22 protein-coding genes and 2 pseudogenes are annotated in these 23301 nt (G+C 41.2%); 10 read left to right on the top strand and 14 right to left on the bottom strand.

The genetic code is table 11. The features are described 5' to 3' along the window. Both F607_RS36090 and F607_RS0115915 read right to left on the bottom strand, forming a co-directional pair. Positions 1–131, bottom strand: a pseudogene (locus tag F607_RS36090) (IS4 family transposase); the annotation flags it as partial. A gap of 277 nt (positions 132–408) precedes the next feature. Continuing rightward, the gene (locus F607_RS0115915) at positions 409–825 is read right to left on the bottom strand and encodes a hypothetical protein (protein WP_027708888.1); all 417 of its coding nucleotides are present in this window, start codon (positions 823–825) and stop codon (positions 409–411) included. Between the two features lie 309 nt (positions 826–1134). Here F607_RS0115915 and F607_RS0115910 point away from each other — a divergent pair, with 309 nt between their 5' ends. Genes F607_RS0115910 through F607_RS0115900 form a run of 3 tightly spaced genes read left to right on the top strand, consistent with a single transcriptional unit; the run spans position 1135 to position 4593 of the window. Continuing rightward, a complete protein-coding gene (locus tag F607_RS0115910; protein WP_027708887.1) occupies positions 1135–2766 on the top strand; it encodes a DUF7401 domain-containing protein in 1632 nt (543 codons plus the stop codon). 51 nt (positions 2767–2817) lie between these two features. After that, entirely contained in the window at positions 2818–3576 is a 759-nt protein-coding gene (tsaA, locus tag F607_RS0115905) for a tRNA (N6-threonylcarbamoyladenosine(37)-N6)-methyltransferase TrmO (protein WP_027708886.1), read from the top strand. A 36-nt stretch (positions 3577–3612) separates the two neighbouring features. Then, positions 3613–4593, top strand: a complete 981-nt coding sequence (locus tag F607_RS0115900; protein ID WP_027708885.1) for an NADPH:quinone reductase — start codon at positions 3613–3615, stop codon at positions 4591–4593. A gap of 1 nt (position 4594) precedes the next feature. Here F607_RS0115900 and F607_RS0115895 read toward each other — a convergent pair whose 3' ends face one another. From F607_RS0115895 to F607_RS0115885, 3 genes are read right to left on the bottom strand one after another with little or no spacing between them, the layout of a single operon-like run. Further along, on the bottom strand, positions 4595–5329 hold the full coding sequence (locus F607_RS0115895) for an amino acid ABC transporter ATP-binding protein (protein WP_027708884.1): 735 nt from the start codon (positions 5327–5329) through the stop codon (positions 4595–4597). Position 5330: 1 nt separating this feature from the next. Then, complete coding sequence (locus tag F607_RS0115890; RefSeq protein WP_157365494.1) at positions 5331–6002, bottom strand: amino acid ABC transporter permease; 672 nt, start codon at positions 6000–6002, stop codon at positions 5331–5333. Further along, a complete protein-coding gene (locus F607_RS0115885; RefSeq protein ID WP_230400419.1) occupies positions 5999–6784 on the bottom strand; it encodes an amino acid ABC transporter substrate-binding protein in 786 nt (261 codons plus the stop codon). The genes F607_RS0115890 and F607_RS0115885 overlap by 4 nt, the downstream gene beginning before the upstream one ends. A 557-nt stretch (positions 6785–7341) precedes the next feature. Here F607_RS0115885 and udk point away from each other — a divergent pair. Both udk and F607_RS0115875 read left to right on the top strand, forming a co-directional pair. Continuing rightward, the gene (gene udk, locus F607_RS0115880; protein WP_027708881.1) at positions 7342–7962 is read left to right on the top strand and encodes a uridine kinase; all 621 of its coding nucleotides are present in this window, start codon (positions 7342–7344) and stop codon (positions 7960–7962) included. A 406-nt stretch (positions 7963–8368) separates the two neighbouring features. Beyond that, positions 8369–8755: a hypothetical protein gene (locus F607_RS0115875; protein WP_027708880.1), complete on the top strand. Its 387-nt coding sequence runs from the start codon at positions 8369–8371 to the stop codon at positions 8753–8755. 108 nt (positions 8756–8863) lie between these two features. On the opposite strand, the gene F607_RS0115870 is transcribed toward F607_RS0115875, so the two are convergent. Further along, on the bottom strand, positions 8864–9832 hold the full coding sequence (locus F607_RS0115870) for a DUF3137 domain-containing protein (protein WP_027708879.1): 969 nt from the start codon (positions 9830–9832) through the stop codon (positions 8864–8866). A 429-nt stretch (positions 9833–10261) separates the two neighbouring features. Between F607_RS0115870 and F607_RS0115865 the strand changes: the two genes are divergently transcribed. Both F607_RS0115865 and F607_RS0115855 read left to right on the top strand, forming a co-directional pair. Then, positions 10262–11383: a Tim44 domain-containing protein gene (locus F607_RS0115865; protein WP_038291575.1), complete on the top strand. Its 1122-nt coding sequence runs from the start codon at positions 10262–10264 to the stop codon at positions 11381–11383. 820 nt (positions 11384–12203) lie between these two features. Next, positions 12204–12620: a hypothetical protein gene (locus F607_RS0115855; RefSeq protein WP_027708876.1), complete on the top strand. Its 417-nt coding sequence runs from the start codon at positions 12204–12206 to the stop codon at positions 12618–12620. A 34-nt stretch (positions 12621–12654) separates the two neighbouring features. On the opposite strand, the gene F607_RS0115850 is transcribed toward F607_RS0115855, so the two are convergent. Genes F607_RS0115850 through F607_RS0115825 form a run of 6 tightly spaced genes read right to left on the bottom strand, consistent with a single transcriptional unit; the run spans position 12655 to position 18639 of the window. After that, complete coding sequence (locus tag F607_RS0115850) at positions 12655–13149, bottom strand: hypothetical protein (protein WP_027708875.1); 495 nt, start codon at positions 13147–13149, stop codon at positions 12655–12657. Further along, positions 13146–13853 carry an OmpA family protein gene (locus F607_RS0115845; protein WP_027708874.1) on the bottom strand — a complete coding sequence of 236 codons (708 nt, stop codon included), beginning with the start codon at positions 13851–13853 and terminating at the stop codon, positions 13146–13148. The genes F607_RS0115850 and F607_RS0115845 overlap by 4 nt, the downstream gene beginning before the upstream one ends. A 51-nt stretch (positions 13854–13904) precedes the next feature. Then, entirely contained in the window at positions 13905–15119 is a 1215-nt protein-coding gene (locus tag F607_RS0115840; protein WP_027708873.1) for a synaptonemal complex protein 1, read from the bottom strand. A gap of 53 nt (positions 15120–15172) precedes the next feature. Then, a complete protein-coding gene (locus F607_RS0115835) occupies positions 15173–16519 on the bottom strand; it encodes a sodium ion-translocating decarboxylase subunit beta (RefSeq protein WP_027708872.1) in 1347 nt (448 codons plus the stop codon). Positions 16520–16535: 16 nt separating this feature from the next. Continuing rightward, a complete protein-coding gene (gene oadA / locus F607_RS0115830) occupies positions 16536–18332 on the bottom strand; it encodes a sodium-extruding oxaloacetate decarboxylase subunit alpha (protein ID WP_027708871.1) in 1797 nt (598 codons plus the stop codon). Positions 18333–18378: 46 nt separating this feature from the next. Continuing rightward, positions 18379–18639 carry an OadG family protein gene (locus F607_RS0115825; protein WP_027708870.1) on the bottom strand — a complete coding sequence of 87 codons (261 nt, stop codon included), beginning with the start codon at positions 18637–18639 and terminating at the stop codon, positions 18379–18381. Positions 18640–19389: 750 nt separating this feature from the next. On the opposite strand from F607_RS0115825, the gene F607_RS0115820 reads away from it, so the two are divergent. Then, the gene (locus F607_RS0115820; protein WP_027708869.1) at positions 19390–19596 is read left to right on the top strand and encodes a YgdI/YgdR family lipoprotein; all 207 of its coding nucleotides are present in this window, start codon (positions 19390–19392) and stop codon (positions 19594–19596) included. A gap of 453 nt (positions 19597–20049) precedes the next feature. Next, positions 20050–20967 carry a glycerophosphodiester phosphodiesterase family protein gene (locus F607_RS30050; RefSeq protein ID WP_169719810.1) on the top strand — a complete coding sequence of 306 codons (918 nt, stop codon included), beginning with the start codon at positions 20050–20052 and terminating at the stop codon, positions 20965–20967. A 30-nt stretch (positions 20968–20997) separates the two neighbouring features. On the opposite strand, the gene F607_RS0115810 is transcribed toward F607_RS30050, so the two are convergent. Further along, the gene (locus tag F607_RS0115810; protein WP_027708868.1) at positions 20998–22047 is read right to left on the bottom strand and encodes an acyltransferase family protein; all 1050 of its coding nucleotides are present in this window, start codon (positions 22045–22047) and stop codon (positions 20998–21000) included. Positions 22048–22319: 272 nt separating this feature from the next. After that, positions 22320–22856: an NUDIX hydrolase YfcD gene (yfcD, locus tag F607_RS0115805; RefSeq protein WP_038291574.1), complete on the bottom strand. Its 537-nt coding sequence runs from the start codon at positions 22854–22856 to the stop codon at positions 22320–22322. Positions 22857–23208: 352 nt separating this feature from the next. Here yfcD and F607_RS36085 point away from each other — a divergent pair. Next, positions 23209–23301, top strand: a pseudogene (locus F607_RS36085) (IS982 family transposase); the annotation flags it as partial.

The following is a 23301-nucleotide window of genomic DNA, read 5'->3' as shown; positions in this document are numbered from 1 at the left end:
GCTATACGTGTGAGATTGACTGAACGAACCTTTACCAGTGCTAGAATAAATTGGGCTAGCAAGGTGACTCGGGCTTGATGCCAACCAAAAACCCCTTTAAGCTCTTTGGTGAGTGAATTGATCTCTTTCATTGTTTTACAATTCTTCATGGTTTCGCAGCCTGAATTGTAATACCAATGAGGGATCAATTCACTTCTAACTAATTGATTTTTCTTATTTATTCAGCTTTTTGTCCTGTACATAGCGGCAAAATGCAAGGCAGTACACATTTTGACATAAGTGGATATTGACGTTTTCGTCGCTTAGGTCGGCAGCCTGCCAGTCAATGCTATTGCAACACTGGCAGATCTAGAGATATTGATGAAGTAAAAGTCAGGGGGGGAGTATTAATATTGCTCTTCAACACATCTAAAGTAAAACAATAACAATAGTACTCAATAAAGCTGCGCCAGCTGCTGTGCCAACACAAGCAAACTGCCATTGTTGAACCAACTGTTCAGCACCATAAATTTGCTTCGCCCTATTTTTATAACTTTGAACCAATTGAGGTATCATATAAAAACCTGCAGCGAAAAGGCCTGCCGCCACAGTCACCATGATAACAGCAGCAATAAATACAGGTTTAGATAATAAAAACATAAGAAAAACACAGAGGGTAGATATAGCGCCTAATACAGGAAAACTTACAGGTAATACTTGTTCTAACAGTAGTCCTTCACGCAACTCATCATTCAACCGCCAAAAGCATTGAGGTAGCAAGACACAAGCAAGTATAGCGGCTGCTAGCGTCAACAAGCTAATAAGGGTAATGATTAAAAACGCCATGATGAGTCTCCGTGCTCGCTTTCTGCAAACAGCTAACTTCTCTTAGCTGTTATGAGGTATCTTAATTATTCGTTTTACGCAATTGATCAATCGAAAAAATCTAGTTAGAAATGTCAAAGTTGACAGTGAGTATTTTATACACGATTAATGAAATACAAACTGATGATCAGGTCTCTATTTCACATTCTAATTGAGAACAACCTTCAAAGGGCTCAGTAAAAGTAGATTTATTTCACAATATATTGATGCTAGAGTGACTAACCGTGTTTAATCACTTGTAGCACGTTCTAATAGAAAGGTTAATTATACATGCCATCTAACCAAGCTCTTGCAGCTCAGTTATTAGCATCAGTAGCACAAGAAATTGAAGAAGCAGGCGACTCAACGGCACCCGACTGGCGCGCGATATACTCAATGGGCTGGCGCACACCTGCTGACTTTATCAGTGAGCTTTTACCCATTGGCCTAGAAGTTTCTAATAATTCATCTTCATCCCCCTATCATAACGAAGCCTTTGAACGACTTTTGTTTGCCAGTTTACTGCAGTTAATGATCGATATTCGAGAAGGTCGAACCAATGCAGAAGAAGGTTGGCAGCAAGTCCAACTTCAACTCACTAACTATATGAATAGTGAGCAAATCAATGGCGAGGCCATGATGAGTATTATTGGCCTCCTGGCCAGTCTTGATTTGCCCATGGATGTTAACTTTATTGACCAAACAAAAGAGTGGCAGTCTGATTACTACTCAGAAAAAGTCGATCATGCTTCTGAGCTTGTGACATTGGAGCCACAGGAAGCACTGCAACTGTTGCTTGATGAAGAAGCAATCCAAACCGAGTATGACTTTTATCTATTATTTGCTGAGCAACTAACGTTTATTCGTGACTCCATACTTGATCCGCTACTGCAATCATTATTGCAGACGCATCATGATAATATCCGAGAAGGCACATTGCTCTTTTTACTTCATAAGCAAAAAGAAGTACGGCAAACCTTACTTAAGTTACTCCAAACTTCTCAGTATCAGCGACTCGTTACCCCGCTTGGCCTGCGACGCCTGATTACCATTCGCAACTGGATTGACAAGCCTGAACAAGCGACTCTAGACCGTATAATTCGTAGTATTCGAAAGCAAGGCACCCCCTGTGCACACTATGAAGTACCAGAGCAAGCCAATATAGAGAAAGTTTTCAGCTCTGCGGTCGATGGTGCAGGCGCCCAATCCATTGTCATTTTATGCAAAGAATACGGGCAATACCGACTAATAGGTATTTTGCTTAAGGAAAAGTTAGGCATTATTGATGGCTGGCTAACCCCGTTAAGCTCCAAACGTAGCTGTGAAAATATTATCAGCCACTTACGACAGGAAGTGTATACACTGTCTATTTCTATCAATTACTTACAAACCGTTTTACCACATTTTTTAGCCTTAAACTCACAGTCAGGGCAGCCACTCACTGCAGAAGTTCTGATGACACTTGAATATTGCGGACTGAAACAATGGCAACCCCAACCCCTTGATTATCAAAACATAATGGCTAACTGGCAACAGGAGTACCCGGACATTTTCACTCCCACAGCCTTACAGCAAGCTATGCGCCGGAATAAATTATGGGTCGTCAGAAATTTTGATTCACTCATGTGGTTTGAAAGTGACGCAGATATTATTAAAAAAGCACAACACGTGTTAGAAGAAGAGCATCAAGGTCCTTTTGTCAGTTATCTGCTTGAGCCATACCGCGAAAAATGGCAATCCCGCTTTATTCGTTTAGCACTATGGGCTGCTAACAACAGTCAAAAGCGGGGACCCAAATGGCAGGATTTTGCAACACTGAGCTGGGCACTGAATAATGAGACCCCACTGGAAAGAATTTCTGTTTTTGATTGTATTGCTGCAGAGTCACTTGCCGTTGCCGAAGATGAGTTATATGCTGAATAGCCGCTAATACAGCGGCATTTTGTGCTGATAAAGTAAAACAGGTTCAACTCCGTGTCTATTACCCCTATTAGCCTAAATCCGATAGGTATTATTCACTCCTGCTTCAAAGAAAAATTTGGCATTCCCAGACAGTCACGATTGGCGCCAGCGGCAACTGCTGACTTAGTGCTTTCTCCCCCCTTCAACCGTGCAGAAGCAGTCAAAGGCTTAGAACAGTTTTCGCATATCTGGATAACATTTATTTTCCATCAGACTCAAAGTGATGATTGGTTACCCACAATTCGACCTCCACGCCTCGGTGGTAAGCAACGCTTAGGTGTTTTCGCAACACGCTCTACCCACCGCCCAAACCCTTTAGGTCTTTCAGCAGTAAAACTGGATGGCATTAATATTAAGGGTAGTGAAATTTGCTTAAAACTTAGCGGCGTAGACTTATTAGATCAAACACCGGTTTTGGATATTAAACCCTATCTGCCTTATGCTGATATCATTACTGATGCAACTTATGGTTATGCTGATCAGCCCTTTGACAACCAAACTCCAAATAAACTGAATATATTATTTACAAGTGATGTACAACAGTTTTGTATAAACTACCAAGCTCAAACAGGCCGTGCTTTAGCTCAACTCATTGAACAAACATTAGCCCAAGACCCAAGACCTGCCTATCTGCGCAATAAACCCATAGCTGATAATGAGCCACCTCGCTATCATGGTATATCACTTTGGAATCTCAACATTCGCTGGTATTACTCCACAGCAGGAATAGTTGTGGATGATATCCAGATAGTTAATACAGATAACGTATAACAACAAATACAATACATGTGTATTGAGGAAAATATCATGCAAGCTATTCGTGTACATCAACATGGTGATACTGACGTATTACAAGAACAGCGCATTGACATGCCCCAAGTGGCAAAGAGCCAAGTTCTCATAAAGATAATGGCCGCTGGCGTTAACCCTGTTGATACTTACATACGTGCTGGCAGCAATAATTATACAGCTCAATTTCCCTATACACCGGGTAAAGATGGTGCCGGTACTATTGAAGCATTAGGCGAAAATATTCAGCACTTAAAGGTAGGTGATCGTGTTTATTGTTCAGGCAGCATTACCGGAACCTGTGCAGAGTTTGCACTGTGCGAAGCCTCTCAAGTTCATCCATTACCCGATAACATTACATTTGCCCAGGGCGCCTGTTTGGGCACACCATATACCACAGCCTATCGCGCATTAATTCAAAAAGCTCAAGCAAAACCTGGCGAAACAGTTTTAATTCATGGTGCCTCTGGCGGTGTAGGTACTGCCGCACTGCAAATAGCCAAAGCTCATGGTTTAAAAGTGATTGCCAGTGCTGGCAGCGATTCGGGAAGGCAGCTGCTTACCTTATTGGGTGCAGACTATGTTATTGATCATCATCAGGCAGACCACCTGACACTGCTTCCTAAAAATATTATTGGCAATGGGATTAACATTATTTTAGAAATGTTAGCCAATAAAAATTTAGGCCACGATTTACCTGCTCTTGCCTTTAATGGTCGTGTCATAGTGATTGGCAGCCGGGGTGAGGTCAGCATTAATCCACGACTACTGATGGCAAAAGATGCAATGGTTATCGGTATGGCGTTATTTAACAGCAGTCCAGCAGAATTATTAGAAACATTTGAGTATTTATATAGCGGGCTATCTCAAGGATTACTGGACCCGGTTGTGCGTGATGTCTTTGCGTTAAGCGATATTGCTAAAGCGCATCACGCTGTCATGCAGCCTGGTGCTGCGGGCAATATTGTGGTCACCCCCCATGGTAACCATGAACACTAAGTTAAGCCCCAAGGTGTTCTAAAAACCGTTGAGTTCGTGGGTCCTTAGGGGAGGAAAAGAGCTGGTGGGGTGTATCTCGCTCCACAAGCTCACCGTCACTCATAAACCAGACTTCGCTGGCCAATTGCTTGGCAAAGCGCAACTCATGAGTCACTACCATCATTGTCATTTCTTTTTTAGCGAGCTGGCGTAGTAATGTTAAAATATCAGCGACAATTTCAGGGTCCAGCGCAGATGTAGGCTCATCTAACAACATGACCTTACTATCGGTTGCTAAAGCTCGGCCAATCCCTACCCGCTGTTGCTGTCCTCCAGATAGCATAGCAGGATACACGTCACGCTTATCTGCTAACCCTACTTCAGAAAGGATATTCATGGCTTTGTTTTCAGCCTCAGCAAAAGGCATTTTTTTAACCACCAACAGACTTTCCATAATATTTTGAATAGCGGTTTTATTTTTAAATAAAGCAAAATTCTGAAAAACAAACGACGTATATTGACGCAGTTTTAATACTTGCTGTTTTGTATAACGCTCACTATCAACGGTTAAATCATCAATGGTAATACTGCCTGAAGTTGGCACTTCCAAATAATTCAAACAACGTAAAAGGCTTGACTTTCCTGTGCCTGAAGGGCCGATAATAGCAATAATATCTCCCTTCTTAATCGAAAAGTTTAAGTCATTAAAAACAGTTTGCGTGCCATAGGTTTTACTGAGTCCATTTACCGAAATCATACTATCGATACCCCCGGCTTAACCGCACTTCCAACCAATGCTGCCCTTTAGTACATAGCACAACAATAAACCAATACACTAGAGCCACCACCAAATAGCTTTCAAAAAACTTAAAGCTACTCGCGGCTTCCAACTGTGCTTTCGCCATGATTTCAGCCACACCTAATGTAAATGCTAGGGATGTTGATTTGAGCAGATCAATAAAATTATTCATTAATGGTGGAATCGCAATACGTGCAGCCTGAGGCAAAATAATACGACGCATCGCCTGAATTTCTGTTAAGCCAATACTTAACGCAGCCTCTCGCTGGGATGACTCAACACTTAATATGGCGGCTCTCATACTCTCTGCCATATAAGCGGCAAAGTGCAAGCTTAGCCCTGCGATGGCTGCTTGAAATGCAGTCATATCTTTTAGTGCAGGAAATAATTGGGGTAAGCCATAATAGAATAAAAAAAGCTGAACCAGTAAAGGTGTGCCTCTGAAAAACGAAATAAAAAGGTCCGCTAACCAAACCAGCCCAGGCCATTTAAACACCTTGATAAGAGCCAACAATAGCCCTGTTAACAGGGCTATTACTAACGATATAGCAGCCATACCCAGTGTAATGTGCAAATACTTTAGAATTATTGGGAGTAACTCTAGGGCATAGTGTACATCAAATTGAATCATGGTTTCGCCGTTATATCCGCATCAAACCAGTGTTTTGAAATACGCGCCAGAGAACCATCAGCACGCATTGCTGCCAGCGCTTCGTTAACCTGCTGTTGAAGCTTTGTACCTGCCTCATTCTTTTTAAAAGGTAAAGCATTAGCAATAGTCTCAACAGGTTTTCCAGCTAACTTCAGTGGTAAGTTTGACTTTTTAATCAATGCCAATACAGATACCTTATCCATCATAAAGGCATCCATTCTTCCTATCGCAACATCTTGCTCCATACCACCATCATAGGCTGTGATATTAATTTGGTCGCCAACTGATGAGTTTCGTAAAACCTGCTCAAAGTTTGAGCCTAAATTCACAGCCACTTTTTTGCCGACCAAATCATTTATACCCTGAATCGAGGTATTATCTTTATGAACAACCAACTGTGCTCCATCATAAACATAAGGGTCAGAAAATAAATATTTCTTTGCCCGCTCATCCGTAATGGTAATTTGATTTGAAATCGTATCAATTTTTCCTGTTTCCAACATACCAAACAGGCCAGAAAACTTAGCGGTTACAAACTCAACTTTATAGCCCTGACGCTTACCGATTTCATTCCAAAGGTCAATTTCAAAGCCTTGCAACTTATCCTTCTCTACAAAAGTAAAGGGATAGTAGCTCCCAGAACTTCCCACTTTTATTGTTTTTTCTGTGCTAGCACTTTCTGAAGACTGTTCACATCCGGCTAACAGCACCATTAGTGGAAATAACACCCAAAGAGTACGTTGCAGCATACGTTTGCTCATACAAGTTCACCTACTAAAAAACTAAAGGCACCGATGTGATGTATAGTGGCTGGGCAATGATCTTTTACCTTGATAATGTTTCATTACCAATCATGCTATAACGCCACAGAGGACTCTACCCAGAAAAACGGCCCTTCATGCTTGCTAAATGCACGCTAGAAAGGCATAGCACTGGGTCTCTCGTGTTGACGCGGAAGCATACCGGAATCTTAAGCTATTGAATAATAATAAAAAATAACACATTTATACTAAATATGCATATAGAGAGTACTATAGACTCATTATTCCCTGTCGCAGGATGCTATTAAAGTAGGAATCATCTCCCCATAGGTGACTACTCCTACTTCACAAGCGCAAGTTTCATCTCCTTTTACTTTCAACAGCAGCAAAAACCACTTAAGTTTTATATTAAGCAGTGATTTATCCATCAGTTATCATCAAATAAACTACCCATGAAAACCGATAGGTAAAAAAACTGATGCACTTCACATAGAAATTTCAGTAGAATCGCAAAAATTTTGACTCTGTACCGTGCAAGTTCCCTAAGGCTATCATCGATGTCTCAAAAAACGATATTAGTGGGTATTGCTGGCGCATCAGCATCTGGTAAAAGCTTATTAGCACAGACGCTGGCCAAAGAATTACCATCAGAACACTTAGTTGTTATCTCTGAAGACTCTTACTATAAAGACCAAAGCCACTTAACTATGGAGGAACGAGTCAAAACCAACTACGATCATCCTAGTTCTCTCGACCATGGCTTGCTGATCCAGCATATGCAGGAGCTTAAAAAAGGCAATGCGGTACAAGTACCTGTTTATGACTACTCCATTCATAACCGTCGAACAGAAACACGTACCGTTCAACCAACCAAGGTTGTTATTATCGAAGGGATTCTGCTGCTAGCAACCCCTGAGCTACGAGAAGAGTTTGATCTTCGCTTTTATATGGACACCCCACTGGATGTTTGTCTACTGCGCCGCTTACAACGAGATATCATTAGCCGCGGTCGCGATATCAACATGGTTATTTCGCAGTATCAGGAAACTGTCCGCCCCATGTATTTAAGATTTATTGAGCCTTCCCGCCAGTATGCTGACCTGATTATTCCTCACGGCGGCAAAAACCGCATAGCGATTGACCTTATCAAAACCAAAATTCACTCATTAATTAATTGAAGAACAACTTAAGTGACTTTTGCTTTTCAGAAAGACAAATAACTCACTACCAGTCTACGGTGCCTGTAAAAACAGGCACTCAGTATCTTTTGACGCACAACGTCATCCGCCCTCCTTAGCCAGCAAGTTTTATTGACAACGCATTTAATCACTTTTCTAAAGCTTAATATCATTGTCATCTGACTTGACTGACGTTTAAACCCATATCGTGCTGAATTTGGCTATGTTTACAAAAGGAGAAAAACAAACCGTAAAGGATTACACGTTGTGTGCTGGTTATCGCAACGCACTTAAACCTATAGCAACCTTTGAACTGTCGTCCAATACACGCACACTAAGAGTACAAATACACAACAAACATTTGATAACAATGTACATAAATCAACTCTGGAGTAAGGGCAAGGCTATGCGGAAGATAAGTTATTTGTTAATCGCCTGTGGGTTAAGTTTTATAGTTGCTGGCTGTAGTCACATTGAAAAAATGCACGCAAAATACCCTCTTGCCGTCTATTTCTCATCTATCAATGATTACATCACTGTTCGAGCATACAGCCAAGAAGGCAGCCCTATTGCCGGAGGCAATATTAAAGTCTTTAACGACTTTGACCGTGTAATTATTGATGAGTCTTTGAGTGACCGAGGGATTTACCGTTTTCGTTACCCTATCAACACCGTTAAGCTAACGGTCATCATTACTGATAATGAAGGAAAGCAAGGAAAACGTTACATTGAAAAAGAAGATATACGTCCTGTGTATCCTGACCGTTACAGTCAATGGTGGCTGAATCAGTAGAAATTACTTTGTATATTTTTTTAAAATCTAACAACAAGTGAGTAACAACACATCTTGTTTACCTCCTTGAAATAAACAGATAACACTGTTGTTACTCAACTCATATGTTTACGACGCGCGAGAAGTCAAACCAAGATCATAAAAAACAGTAAATACGCGCATAAGATCACCATACCAGCTCATCACATCATCAGCATAGAAGTTATCAAAGTATATATTTCTGGAGCGATCAAATATATGTAAACCATTTACAGCAATAGTAATGTGGCCATCAGCAACCGTAATATACACATTATTTCCAAACTTCTGCTGCAATGACAGGATCCGAAGCATAAAACGCTCCGAAAGCAATGACTTTGCTAGCATAGAATCTGAAGCAAGCACCACAAAACTTCGCTCAAACTCAGCGAATTTTACTGGGCAACGCTCCAATCTTGAATAGCATTTTGCCCCCAAATACTCAGGATCAAAATCTGGCTTATTTTTTGGCAAAATAACAACTTGACCTTTACTCGCCAACTCAAATTCCGCCCGAATCAACACACCACTAAATAACTCCTTATCTTGAGCTAAACATTTAATGAGTGGATTTGAAGACTCATTTTGATGCTTAACAGTAACTGTTGAGGCTTCAAAATGGACACCATCGTACTCTCCTGACAAGTAGTCTTGCCCAGAATAAGCATTGAATGGCAGAGGAATTAGCTTGGCGTCTGTAAAGATATGCTGTGAAACTACACGCGCAGGTGCGTAGTGTAAATTTCCATTAACAAACTGAACAAGCTTGGGAAAGATTTCAGCATAACATCGTTCATTAAAGGCTTGCTTTGCCTGTTTATACTGGTCATTTACCAACCAGCCAATCACAGCAGCTGATGCCAAAATAAAAAATAAAATCCAAGTACTACTGGAAAACACTAACGCAGCAATAATAATTGCCGCTAGCCAAACCAGCAGCCCTTTCTGCACACTTTGATAAAGGGTATTGCCTATCAGTTCGCTCTGCTTGACCAAATCTCCCTTACCTTCGGTAAATGCATCTACATAAAACGCGGTGAGTTCATCAATCGACTTCATGAAATACCTCAGTATTCCCTGTTTTATCATACTTTAAGGGTGAGCTTTTACATTATAAACATAACTAAGACGTCATGTTGCAAAAAAATTTCCCTGGCAGATTAATGGATTTGCAGAGCTAAGTCCCAAAACAGTAAACCTGCTCCGTAGGGGATAGCCCCCTTCAATTAACTATTTCTGCTTCTGCCCAGATCAACTACAACAAGCAAATAAGCAAGTACTCATTTTCTTTTAAGCGAGTGGCTCTAATGTGCATACAAAAACACGACACATTAGCGCCTGCATCAACCAGTGCATCACAATACACAAAATTTGCTACTCTTGACACTTACCACACTCCTGCTGATAAACGCCAATTGCAGCAAACGTTCTGACTGGGCATAATTTCAACTTTGGCAGTAACTGTGTTTGACAATTGGAGCTATCGCATTGAAGCGTCTGCAACTGGCTATTTTATACTGTTGTATCAGTATAATGTTCCTCAGCCCCTTACTCTCAGCTGAAGAGGCTACTTCAACCCCCTCAACAGAACAGCATGAGTCCAGCTTAGCGGAATCAGAGAATGATGACCGTATATTGGCAAATGTGATTGGGTCTGGCCTTGTAGCCTGGTTACTTTATGGTAGTGACTTTGATGGGCTGGAACTGATAGATATTGTTATTATCGCCTGCGCAGTTTGCTTATTGGTCTTTTGGTTCCGACGCCAATCTGGTGCCTCCCCTTCTCAAGGACATAGTAGATTTAGAGAAGAGCCAACCTTTGCCGAGCAAGCACTTCAAAATGAGCATTACTCAGTAGAAACAGGGTTACGTGAAAGCAACCTCCACCTGCAAGCCCAACGGACCATAAATACTGCACCGCAACCGCAACCGCAACCGCAACCGCAACCGCAACCGCAACCGCAACCGCAACCGCAACCGCAAACAACTGTAACGCCTGTTCGTGGAGATATCACTATTCCTTACACTCCACCAGTCCATGCTCAACAGCCAGCTGCTAAACCAACTAAGCAGCCTCCTGTATCATATCCAGAAAACCTTGCGGTCTCTGCCTCTGATCCAGACCCAATTGCAGAGGAAGTAGCCAACCCCCCCCCACAACCCAATACTCGGTCAGCGGCCGTCCAAGCACTTGCCTCTTTAGAAGCTGAGCAAGTCAACCCGCATTTTGAGCAGTTTGATCTGCCCCCAAACTTCAACCCTGAGCAATACTTAGAACAAGCCAAAGCAGACTTTAAGCAACTTCATCATGCACTTACTCACCATCAGGACAGTGTAATCGCCAGTCTCACCTCACCTGAATTATATGAGCAGTTATTGAGTGACCGAGAAAACATGGAGAGCCAACCCTCTACATCGATTGTCACTGTTTTCAATGATATTACCCATGCTAATCATATGGGAGATATCAGCATGCTTAGCATTAAATTTCATGGCTGGATGAAGCTATCTGATCAGAAAGATGTAATTGCTTACGCTCACCTTTGGCATTTGGAGAAACTATCCAGTGAGGACAGTTGGAAAATAGTAGGCATACAACAACTTCGATAACCTTGTTTCTGATCATTTCTCTATAACTAAGACAGTGCATTTTTCTATAATAACGGTGATTGCTATAGGTGGTTGCTATCACTAGCCTTAACAGGTCAGACTAGCCCCACTAAAAGCTTTTGCTGTGGATTTACAATTACTTTCCAGCAAAATGACTTCAATCCACATTAATCTAATATAATTTTTTGTATTGTGATTCAATCGAATTTATAATAGAATCGCTGACGTCTTGGTACTTCTAGTGTAGTAGGCCACCTAAATATACGACTTTAAACGTATAAGCGCCTGACTTAACGAATAAATCTAACCACCTAATTTTTAGATTTATTGTAAAGCTACCGAGAAAACCTGTAGAGCCAAAGGACCCAAATAGCCTCTGCATTGTTTTTACCTTGGTTTTCAATTTTTGACGTGCTAAGGAAGCTTGTTGATAATTGCCATTGGTAAAACGTAGCCATTGCATCTCTATTTTTATGAAATTAAGAAGTTAATTGTTTCTTTGGAAGACAATGTATTACAACCAAACCGTTAGTCACATATTAAAGCAGCACAACTAATACTACGTGCAAAGCTTTTAGTTTCTTGTCAAATCAAGAGTAGCCCCGAATTTAAGCTTCAAGTTGCCTATGCAGCTGGAAGGTGATTGTTTTTTATGATTTATCTATAACGAATTAATTACGTAAAAATTTAGCTTTTTCTTTTCTTTTTTTAACTGTTTGCTAACGGGTTAATGTCTGATTAACCCGTTAGCAAACATGAAATTGCAGTATTAATTCGTGAACAAGGTAGTGATAAGGCTTAATCAATAGCCGGAGATAGTATGCCAAAGTATTTATACCCAACAGTCTACGAACAGTTTACTGGTCAAAAACCACCCGAGCCTCAAGAGCGAGAGGAAAAACCCAAGCGTCCACGCCGTACACACGGTCACCCTTACCGGATGCGCCACAATATGCAACAAACTCAAGAACAGTTGCCGAGTGACACGTACTACCCTCAACAACAGGAAGTTAACACCTCTAACCACAGAAACAACCAAGCAAAGGGTCAATACCCATACTCGCGAGGCAATCGGCACTACACATCAGGTAACAGCCATGATTATCAACCTACCGAGAACGCTTATCCGAGCCGACGGAATAATGCAAACACTCGCGTAACCTATAAGAAAAAACGTCAATATAATCAGCCTCAAATTGGTATATTTCAACCAAAGCATGACTATAACCAGTATTAACTAGTACTTTAGTAGCATACTTGGTTTGAGACTTTCAAAATAAGAGTGGGTAGGGTGGATAGGCTACAAAAAATGCCTGTAGCGAAAACTGACAAATAATCAGTTGATTATGCCCTGCCCGACGTTTAATTCGCTGATCAAATCCTTTATAGCGAATTTTCTGTAGACATAAATGACAAATGGAAAACTTCTGATACTGTATCGAATTTAACAGGTTTTCGTTCGCGGAAATCACCAAAGATACTGACTGCTTACACATATACTCAACCTGTTCGCAGTAACTAACATGCAGCGTTTGTTCCTTACCTGCAACAATAATTCTGCTATTTTTATAGGCGGTAGTTTGATCACAAAGTATTCGTAAATACCGGCTTTCAATCGTCAGTGCTGCTTCAGATAAGATAATACGCTCATTACCTGTCAGATGCTTTTCCGGATTAAATATCTCAAAATAACCTAGCTTCTTAGCCCCCATTTTTTCTTTTAATTGATTAAAAGCGTCAAATGCTAAAAAATTAATGAGCTTCACTGAATACCTTCTATAATTTCAGCTATTCTAGCTTCAGCATCTGTTCTTAACCTAAACTCAACACGACGCGACTGTGCACTGTTTTCCTCATGACTTTCTGTATAAATCAATTTTGAAGAAGACAACCCATTGGCTGTTAAGTGCGCTTTTAGCCATGGCTTCTCTTGTTGCACAAGTTCATGCTCCAGCGCAAGTAAATAGGCAAGTGTTGTTCGTGTTCTTGCCTGGGATAATGCCATATTTTTAACATAAGCATCATCCTGATCGAAGGCATTATCCCAACCACTATCGGTATGCCCTTCAATTCTAACCTCTTCCACAGCGCCTCTAAAATCACCATCCGTAATAATTTTCAAGTAGCGAGGAAAAAAGTTAGCGAGAATCATCTGAAATTCAGTTTTCAGCTCTGACTTACCACGATCAAATAAACTATCTGTATTATTAAAACGGATACTGGCATCATCACTTAATGTTGCGCCCCAGCGCGGTAAATCATCCTTAAACTCTGTATATAGCCGTGTATGCAAGTCCAATTTGAGCCGCTGATAAATAAGTGCCACATTACGAATTTTATTACGCTCGTGCTCAATAACCACCACAAACAGTACCGCAATCAGCATGAAGATCATCAACAGACCAGCCATTAAATCACTCATTGCCACCCAATGAGACTCACTCTCGGCGGCATGCTCTTCAGTAAACATCGTAGCGCCCTTAGTTAAAACGTATTAGTTTTATCCCTCAATGGCTTGGTATTACGCGTCCATTGCTTCAGCAATAGTTATTATTTTTCGTAATTTTTCAGTGAGTGGTGCATAGTCACTAACAAACTTTTCTGACAAGGCTGTCAATTGATAACCAAAGGTTTCAAGTGACTTATTTAATTGGGTCGTTAATAGATCGTCTAGTTGCTGCCAATGTTTTTCTGAAAGCGTAACTAAGCTTTCTCCCTGCTTATCCAGCACATGTTGATAGTGCTGTAACTGACTCACTAGGCCCTGATGTTCAAGCACAAGGTCTTTTGCGGTTTCAGTCAACAAATGCTTCATTTGCTGTTGGTTCATGGTCAGCGTATCTGCCAACCCCGAAGTTAAACTAATAATACGCTCTTCCAGTTTAGGTAAACCACTGGAGGCAGAATTAACAATTGTCGCTAATAACTTAAGATAATCTTCCAGGCCTTTTGCCTGTTGCTCTAGCCCACCCAGTAATTGTTCCAATGCGCCAGATACCTGAGCAAAAACACCCGTCTGAGTCACTACTCGCTCATGTGCTGCAGTGGCTTCATTCATAATTTGCTGGGAGACTTTTTGTTGCGCGACAAACTCATCCAACTGCTGCTGAGTAACCTGTTGCCATTCAAGCATTCTGCCAACAGCTTTATTTAAAGCTTGAAAGTTTTCACCATACTGCACTTCAATTTTTTCATTAAACTCAACCATCAGCTCACGCAAGCTTGCCTGTAGTGCTTGTGTTTGTTTGGTCGTCAATGCCTGTTGATGCTGCTCATAAATACACTGCAACTGAACGATAGCCTGTTTAAGCTCCTCATGCATAACAACAATTGACTGTTGCAAGTTGTTACCTTGCAGTTGAGTGACATCACGAATCTCACCTAACAGCTCTAACTGCGTCTGATAATGAGTGGTTTCTGCTCGGCTTGGCTTACTCAACACAAACCGAGCTTTAATCGTAAGTGCAGCACTCAACCCCGCAATAGATGACCAAAAAGCGGTTTTTAATCCTTCAATCAGCATGGGTACACTGGCTTGAATATCGGTTGTATCAAAATCCTTTAAGCCTAAAGCAATCCCTAAAAAGGTTCCAAAAATACCGATACTGGTGAGGAGCGTAGGCGCATGATTAACGGTTCTAGGCTGAAAAGCAGCAATGTGGAAGTAAACCGCTAAGAGAATAATAAGACCAATGAGGGAGGCCGTCAGCCAGGTAAGTTCAATATGCGCTTCCATGTGCTTGTGCTTGATTGGGCGCCACCCTTATTTAGGATGACGCACAGATGACTTTATAAACCAGAAACGTACTTAATCATAACACCAGCCGCCACAGCAGAACCAATCACACCGGCAACATTTGGTCCCATAGCATGCATTAATAAGAAGTTATGAGGGTTAGCTTCCAGTCCCAGCTTATTTGATACTCTAGCAGCCATCGGCACAGCAGACACCCCTGCCGAACCAATTAATGGATTAACCTTATGTTTACTGACTTTATTCATCACTTTTGCCATAAGTACTCCTGTCGCAGTACCAATTGCAAAGGCAACAATCCCCAGCGCTAAAATCCCTAAAGTTTCGGTTTGCAAAAACTTATCCGCTACTAATTTTGAACCAACAGATAGTCCTAAAAAGATGGTGACAATATTAATTAGGGCATTTTGCGCTGTGTCACTCAACCGGTCAACAACACCACATTCACGCATTAAATTCCCAAAACAGAACATACCTAATAATGGGGCAGCATCTGGAATAAATAGCGCCACTAAGATTAATAAAACCAGCGGGAAGCAGATTTTTTCCGTTTTAGACACATGACGCAATTGAGTCATCTCAATTTTTCGCTCAGCCTCCGTTGTTAACGCACGCATAATGGGTGGCTGAATCAACGGAACCAATGCCATATAAGAGTAAGCAGCAATGGCTATAGCACCTAGCAGATGGGGCGCCAGCACACTGGACACATAAATCGCCGTAGGCCCATCTGCCCCACCAATAATGCCAATGGCAGCAGCATCAGCCACCGAAAAGTCCATCAGACCAGTAGCCGAAAGACCAAGCGCCCCTAAAACCGTTGCAAAAATACCAAACTGAGCAGCAGCCCCTAGAAACAAGGTTTTGGGATTGGCAAGTAACGGCCCAAAGTCTGTCATCGCCCCTACCCCCATAAAGATCAATAAGGGGAAGACACCACTACCAATACCTACTGAATAAAAATAATACAGCACGCCATGATTATATTGTAAATCAAGTGCTGTATTCATAGCCGCCATTTGCAGGTGTTGGGAAGCTGAGGCGTATTCTTTTAACAACAACATTGGATCTGTTGTTTTAACTTGAAGTGCCCCTGCAATAGCCGTTACCACATGCTGAGCATGCTGTTGTAAACCAATATCATCAGAAACCAGGTAACTAGCCGCCTGATACAGTGCTTTGTCTAAAGCAGAAAAAGCCAGTCCTGCTTCAGGAATATTGGCAAGAATCCCCCCAAAACCAATAGGAACAAGTAACAAAGGTTCAAAGTTTTTACGAATGGCAAGAAATAACAGCAATAAGCCAATTACAATCATTGCAAACTGGCCAAAGCCTAAGTTATACAGCCCTGACCCTTGCCAAAGTGCATAGAGTTTTTCCATTGAAGCTACACCTTTATTACGCCAGAGTCAGCAGCGGATCACCCACTACTACCGTATCGCCGTCCTTCACGTTGACGGTGATCACTTTACCTGTTTTATGGGCTCGAACCTCTGTTTCCATTTTCATCGCTTCCAGTACCACAAGCACATCACCCTCTTGCACAGTTTGCCCTGGCGTAACATGCACCTTCCAAATTGTCCCTGCAAGGGGTGCTGATACGGGCTCTCCAGCCGCAGAGTCTTGACTGCTAGAAGCTGTAGCCGCTGACTGACCGGCTGCTGCAGCCACTGACTGTATATCACCGCCTTCAGCAACTTCCACGACATAAGCCTGCCCATTCACTTTAACGGTATAGACGTCATTACCACTTACTGTTTTTGTTGTCGATTTGGCCTGAGCTGGAGCCACCTCTTCTCCTGTTGGTACAGGCTCAAAGGCATCAGGATTACCTCTGTTTTGCAGAAACGTCAATCCAACTTGTGGAAAGAGTGCATAAATCAACACATCGTCCACTACCTCATCAGCCAGGGTAAAGCCTTTTTCTTTAGCAAGTGCTGCCACTTCTGTAACCAGTCTATCCATTTCTGGCTGAATTAAATCACCTGGACGACAGGTGATGGCTTCTTTACCTTCTAATACTCTGTTCTGCAATTCAGCATTAAAAGGCGCAGGTGCTGCACCATATTCGCCTTTTAGGATGGCCGCCGTTTCTTTTGAGATATTTTTATAGCGCTCACCTGTCAGCACATTAAGCACCGCCTGTGTACCCACTATTTGCGAGGTAGGTGTCACTAGAGGGATGTGACCTAAATCCTTTCTGACTTCAGGAATTTCTTCTAATACCTGATCAAATTTGTCCAACGCACCCTGCTCTTTTAACTGATTCTCCATATTGGTCAACATACCACCTGGTACTTGAGCCACCAGTATACGAGAGTCGACGCCTTTTAATTTGCCCTCAAATTTAGCGTATTTCTTTCTTACTTCACGGAAGTAAGCTGCAATTTCTTCAAGTAGTAGCAGGTTCAGCCCGGTATCCCGCTCAGTATTTTGTAGAGCAGCAACAATAGACTCTGTTGGCGTATGGCCATAGGTCATACTCATTGAGGAAATAGCCGTATCCACATTATCAATGCCTGCTTCAATGGCTTTCATGAGGGTCATCGGCGAAAGACCTGCAGTAGCATGGCAATGAAGCTGAATCGGAATAGACAGTGAGCCTTTTAAGCGAGAGACAAGTTCAAAAGCATCATAGGGCTTTAAAATACCGGCCATATCTTTAATAGCAACTGAATCTGCCCCCATATCTTCAATACGTTTTGCCAGATCCACCCAGTTTTCAATGGTATGCACTGGACTCGTTGTATAAGAAATCGTCCCTTGCGCATGTTTACCTTGTTTTTTAACAGCAACCATTGCCGTTTGAAGGTTACGAGGATCATTCATCGCATCAAATACTCTGAACACATCCACGCCATTTTTAACGGCACGCTCGACAAACTTTTCTACAACATCATCCGCATAGTGACGATAGCCTAGTAAATTTTGTCCTCTTAATAGCATCTGCTGGGGGGTCTTGGGCATCACTTTTTTCAGCTCGCGGATGCGATGCCAAGGGTCTTCTCCCAAAAAGCGTATACATGAGTCAAAGGTTGCACCCCCCCATGACTCCAACGACCAGAAACCAACCTGATCGAGCTTACTGGCAATAGGTAACATGTCATCTAAGCGCAGACGTGTTGCGAACAATGACTGATGTGCGTCCCGTAATACAACATCGGTAATTCCAAGGGGCTTTTTATTTTCACTCATGGGGAGAGGCCTTTTCCATCGCTAACCAAAAATGAATTGTTATCTGTTAGTCCCGATCAGTATGCTTTTTACGATATTGCTGGATAGCTGCAGAGATAACCGCAATCAGTTGTGTGTCTTCTGCGTCTGTAGGGACAGGACTCGCTTTTGCCAACTTAGCAGGCATTATTTTTTCGGGGAAAAATTTCTGAACAACTGCTGACATGAACTCCGTGGCATAAACCAGCAGTGTTAAGAACACAAATACAAACCCCATTCCAAGCAACATCAAGTAAAGACCTTCGGTCATTAATTCAGCAGGGGTCATAGACTTTCCTTAACTAGAATTCCACACTGTTAAGCGATATCCAGTATAAACAATATCCACATCTTACGTTGTTCATCCCTACACGCCTGATGTCTTCCTTCATCTATAAAAGTCAGTATTCGTTATTTAGGGTGGATATCTACAAATATCTTGTTTCAGTGTTTAACTTAAAACTTTATGGATGACGTTAGTGTTTTATCGGGTCATTAATGTACATTGAATCAATTCGTTAGGCAAACATTGCTGTATTAATACGTATTGTGTTTGACTTAATTCAATTTTTTTGATGACTAATAATGATTAGTTCGTGGCCAACCAGTCAGCATATAGTCAGTTACCTACAACACAGATTTAAAACATCTGCATTATCCGCAAACCAAATTAATGAAACAGGTCTCAATAATTTTATTGTATGTCTGGAGCTTTAAATATTACTTAGTAGAATAAGTTAAAAAGCTATTTAACCTGTAATCACAAAAGATTCTATCAAGGCTTTCTTTTAAACAGCAGAGGCTTGAGCTAAAACAGGAGTGTAGCGCCAGGAAGGCGGAGTCAAACGTTAGCCTACTAACACTAACGTTTTAGTACATGAATGAACTTTGTAATGATCAACAAGAAAACCTGAAAGATAGCCCAGCAGATAGGAACTAAACACTGCATAAGCCGCCTATTCTTGCATCAATCAGGTATACTCCTAAGCTTAATATAATAAGGGAGTAGAATTGATCACCCTTTAGTAGGAGTTGTCAAATGAGAGCTGTATTACCCCTTGTATTATTTACTCTACTCGCAGGCTGTTCCAGTCCCCACTTGATCACACTGCAAGATGGTACTCACATCCAAACGGTCGATGAGCCTGACTTCAATGAGGACACAGGCTTTTATGAATACGAGACAGAAAGTGGTGATGAAGAATCTGTCAATAAAAATACCGTCAAAAAAATTAGAGAGTTATAATATTCTGTTAGAAAGGCAAATAGGATTCACACATAAATGGACGTTAAACACAGGCTAGCTCAAAACAAAATGATCTAAGGTGAGCTAGTCTGTAACAGATTATCACTCATGATTAAGCTTACTCTCCAGCCCAGAGCAATCGCACATTATTTTCTTTTCAAGTAGCTTTGTCCGACAGAGCATACATTGAATTGTCATTGTGATAAGCACTTTAAAGCAGTTACTTACATTTACTAATAGTTATTTACTTTTGCTAAAGTTGCATGACAACCACACACACAGTACATTATGTTTGAATGAAAGTCCTATGACTTCTGCATAGAGGATACATGCAGTAACAACCGACTCATAATTTTATTATCTAAAGGGCCTGCCCTCCAATTTGCATTTGGCGATAAGCGTTGTACAACAAGGTAGTCGGTAAATAACAACAAATACAACAGTGAGATGAGCATGAAGCGCCTTGCGACAATAGTGATACTGCTACTGGTGAGCCTTTACCTTATTCCTTTCACCATAACTACACTGTCCGCTCCCCCAGTTGCCCCTAGTATTATCCAGGCTCAAGAATCACCTCTGGTGATTGCGCACCGCGGTGGTAAAGGATTATGGCCTGAAAACACCTTATTTGCCTTTAATAACGCCATTAAACTTGGGGTTGATATGCTAGAAATGGATGTTCGAATCACTGCTGACGGCACCCTGATCATCATGCATGACCCTCAAGTTGATCGCACAACAAATGGTCAAGGTAAAGTCAGTGATTTGTCATGGAAAGATCTACAACAATTAGATGCAGGTTATTATTGGACAAACGATAAAGGACAAACCTATCCCTATCGGAACAAGGGAATAACGATTCCGAGCTTATCAGCGGTGTTAACCTCTTTTCCCGAAAAACCAATGATTATCGAAATCAAAGAGGCAGGAATTGAACAGCGTGTGTGCGATACTATTCGAAAACATAATATGCAACAGCATGTAATTATTGGCTCATTTATAGCCGCATCTCTTCATACATTTCGTGAAGTCTGCCCTAAAGTCGCGACATCTGCCACTCATAACGAAGTTAAAAACATGGTGATTCTTGATACAGTGGGTTTAGGTCATTTATACCGCCCACCTGCCATTGCATTACAAGTTCCTGAGTATTACGAAGATCGACTCATAACCTCCCCTTCTTTGCTAGCCACCGCAAGCCAGCACCAACTTTGGGTACAAGTATGGACAGTAAATGACACCACACAAATGCAACGACTCATAAAACAAGACATTAATGGCATTATTACTGATTATCCAGATCGACTAATTAACCTGAAACAACAGTTTTTTTTAAAACCGGTCCAGGCTTCAAATGAACATGCTCGCTAACTAAAGACTTAAACACACAGCAAGCTGCCCCTATTTTCCATTGAATAACAAACGCAATAGGGGCAAACGAAGAATGAGAAAATGGTGAATACACAATGAAAGTAACATCGCACAGGCCACAATAAGGCTAAACCCGAAATACATGTTCAGCTCTAGCTGAACAACCCATAACCCAAGGCAAATTACAATCAAATGATGAAAAAGATAAATACTATAAGAAGCATCAGATAAATAAAAGAATACTCGTGACTGACGATTAAATAATTTTGAAAAGAAGCAAAAGCAGAATTGACATGAAAGCCAGGTAATTAAACCTTGCAAGTAAACCTCAACAACCTCTAAACCAAGCCCAAAAAACAGTTTTTGTACAATCGCAAGACTGATACAAGCACCGACTAGCAAGAATAAATACAACCACTGAAAACTGGCAAATATACACTGCATATTTTTATTACGATAAAGAAAGAGACCAAACAAAAAATACTGAAGGTAAATCAAAAAGCTAAAAAGTGTAATACCACCGAGCGAAATACTATATATAGGTATAACTTTACCCAACCCAATAACAAAAAAATCATACATAGGCAGCAATAAAATAAGCCAGCGTCTTGATAGAATTTCACTGGCACTGATCGCAAACATACCTTTAAAAAAAGGAAGTTGCCTGGCGACCCACACTAACAAAACGGTAAATAAAAAATACCAGCACAAATTAATAAGAAACCATAAATGTGAAACCCATCCTGAACCTAAAAAGAATCGTTGTAGCGTAAAATTACCTAACAGATATTCTTGCACCGAATTAATCAACAATACTGTTGATACTAGCGGAATAATAATTCGTTTCGAACGCAGTTTAATAAAGACTGGCTCACCATACTTAACAACGGTCATTAAGCAAAAAAAACCAGAAACAATAAAAAAAGCTGGCATCCTGAACAAATGAATGACTTGACTTAATTCTGAAAAAAATACAGCCCGTTCGCTGCTGACAACTTTCCAAACATGATCAGGGTTATAGATTTGTGCTGCATGCAAAACAACACCTAACAGCATCAATGTGCTGCGCATTGCATCCATGTAATAAAGCCTCATGCCTATTCTCACTCTGCATTGTAAACCCAGAGTAAACTTTGCAGAATTCAAGCCAAATAAATGGCTATCAACACTCGCTTTATTGAATCAAACAAATAAAAGGCATGTAGCGATTACGAAATAATTACGACTGTAATATTTCAAAAAAAGACAGGTGGGGTGTTAAAGAATACAACATGATTGTTTATAACAGCAGAAAGCCCTGCTTGGCTTCCTGCAAGGATATACCCACAATAAAGTTATGTTAATAAGCATGTTTAAACAGCAATGGCAAGCTTAGGCCACAATCGCTGTAATGCAATTAAGCTATCAGGTGTAAACTGCAAAGAATGGGGTGAACGCAACACATCTTCAGGCCACAACTGAACAATATTTTCTACCTCATCGACTTCCAAAGTAAATGGACCATCGTACTCGCATATATAGACCTTCCCCCAAACCCGCAGCTCCGATTCTTGGAAATAAAAGTGAAAGTAACTTTGTAAAGGTACACCTGTGATCCCCATTTCTTCTGCTAACTCACGATAGGCAGCTTGTTCATAGTCTTCCCCTGCTTGTACCACTCCACCTGCTGCAAGATCATAAAAGCCTGGGTACACGTCTTTGGTCGGAGTTCGTTTTTGAACAAACAATTGTCCAAGGGGGTTAAAGACAAACACATACACTGCCCGATGACAAAGCCCCTGTTTGCGCATTTCAGACCGGGTACTTTCACCAATACATTCATTTTGTTCGTTAACGATGGTCACCCGCTCATGATTGATAGCGTTTTTTGTTATTAATTCACGTGGCATGGCTCTCCCTCATTATTGTTATCATACATAGCCATCACTGCAGCTATTGTACTAGGCTTATCACACCATATCATGATGTTGACTGATGGCCCAGCCCCTGCCAATCAATCTCATCTCCAAATTGACGGTCTTACCTCACTTCATGAATACTAGAACATAGATTCCTTAACTTAGCCTTTACTACCAAATGCTCATGATGATGACTGTTTCTTTTATGTGTTATTGAACTCATTCGCTAAATGTTTTATCTACAATTAACTTAGGTAACGCGATGCTCGACTTTTATTAGTTTGAAATGACAACCCCTGACCCCAACCTTTGTTTTGCCGAAACAAATTCAAAGGGACAGGGGATGTCAGTAGAAGAGTTTATCATAGCAGTTTATTGCTGGGTTGATGATACCTTTAATGATTTACTTAAAGGCCAGCGATTACGTGAACGAGGG

Origin of the sequence: Zooshikella ganghwensis DSM 15267 (assembly GCF_000428585.1) — a bacterium.
Lineage (GTDB): Bacteria > Pseudomonadota > Gammaproteobacteria > Pseudomonadales > Zooshikellaceae > Zooshikella > Zooshikella ganghwensis.
The sequence above is the reverse complement of the archived record's forward strand: the minus strand, read 5'-3'. Positions and strand labels throughout refer to the sequence as shown.

Bases quoted from the DNA above. Each gene is read 5' to 3' on its own strand.
- F607_RS0115915 (WP_027708888.1), bottom strand. From the start codon at position 825: ATGGCGTTTTTAATCATTACCCTTATTAGCTTGTTGACGCTAGCAGCC.
- F607_RS0115910 (WP_027708887.1), top strand. From the start codon at position 1,135: ATGCCATCTAACCAAGCTCTTGCAGCTCAGTTATTAGCATCAGTAGCA.
- F607_RS0115900 (WP_027708885.1), top strand. From the start codon at position 3,613: ATGCAAGCTATTCGTGTACATCAACATGGTGATACTGACGTATTACAA.
- F607_RS0115895 (WP_027708884.1), bottom strand. From the start codon at position 5,329: ATGATTTCGGTAAATGGACTCAGTAAAACCTATGGCACGCAAACTGTT.
- F607_RS0115890 (WP_157365494.1), bottom strand. From the start codon at position 6,002: ATGATTCAATTTGATGTACACTATGCCCTAGAGTTACTCCCAATAATT.
- F607_RS0115885 (WP_230400419.1), bottom strand. From the start codon at position 6,784: ATGAGCAAACGTATGCTGCAACGTACTCTTTGGGTGTTATTTCCACTA.
- udk (WP_027708881.1), top strand. From the start codon at position 7,342: ATGTCTCAAAAAACGATATTAGTGGGTATTGCTGGCGCATCAGCATCT.
- F607_RS0115875 (WP_027708880.1), top strand. From the start codon at position 8,369: ATGCGGAAGATAAGTTATTTGTTAATCGCCTGTGGGTTAAGTTTTATA.
- F607_RS0115870 (WP_027708879.1), bottom strand. From the start codon at position 9,832: ATGAAGTCGATTGATGAACTCACCGCGTTTTATGTAGATGCATTTACC.
- F607_RS0115855 (WP_027708876.1), top strand. From the start codon at position 12,204: ATGCCAAAGTATTTATACCCAACAGTCTACGAACAGTTTACTGGTCAA.
- F607_RS0115845 (WP_027708874.1), bottom strand. From the start codon at position 13,853: ATGTTTACTGAAGAGCATGCCGCCGAGAGTGAGTCTCATTGGGTGGCA.
- F607_RS0115840 (WP_027708873.1), bottom strand. From the start codon at position 15,119: ATGGAAGCGCATATTGAACTTACCTGGCTGACGGCCTCCCTCATTGGT.
- F607_RS0115835 (WP_027708872.1), bottom strand. From the start codon at position 16,519: ATGGAAAAACTCTATGCACTTTGGCAAGGGTCAGGGCTGTATAACTTA.
- oadA (WP_027708871.1), bottom strand. From the start codon at position 18,332: ATGAGTGAAAATAAAAAGCCCCTTGGAATTACCGATGTTGTATTACGG.
- F607_RS0115825 (WP_027708870.1), bottom strand. From the start codon at position 18,639: ATGACCCCTGCTGAATTAATGACCGAAGGTCTTTACTTGATGTTGCTT.
- F607_RS0115820 (WP_027708869.1), top strand. From the start codon at position 19,390: ATGAGAGCTGTATTACCCCTTGTATTATTTACTCTACTCGCAGGCTGT.
- F607_RS30050 (WP_169719810.1), top strand. From the start codon at position 20,050: ATGAAGCGCCTTGCGACAATAGTGATACTGCTACTGGTGAGCCTTTAC.
- F607_RS0115810 (WP_027708868.1), bottom strand. From the start codon at position 22,047: ATGGATGCAATGCGCAGCACATTGATGCTGTTAGGTGTTGTTTTGCAT.
- yfcD (WP_038291574.1), bottom strand. From the start codon at position 22,856: ATGCCACGTGAATTAATAACAAAAAACGCTATCAATCATGAGCGGGTG.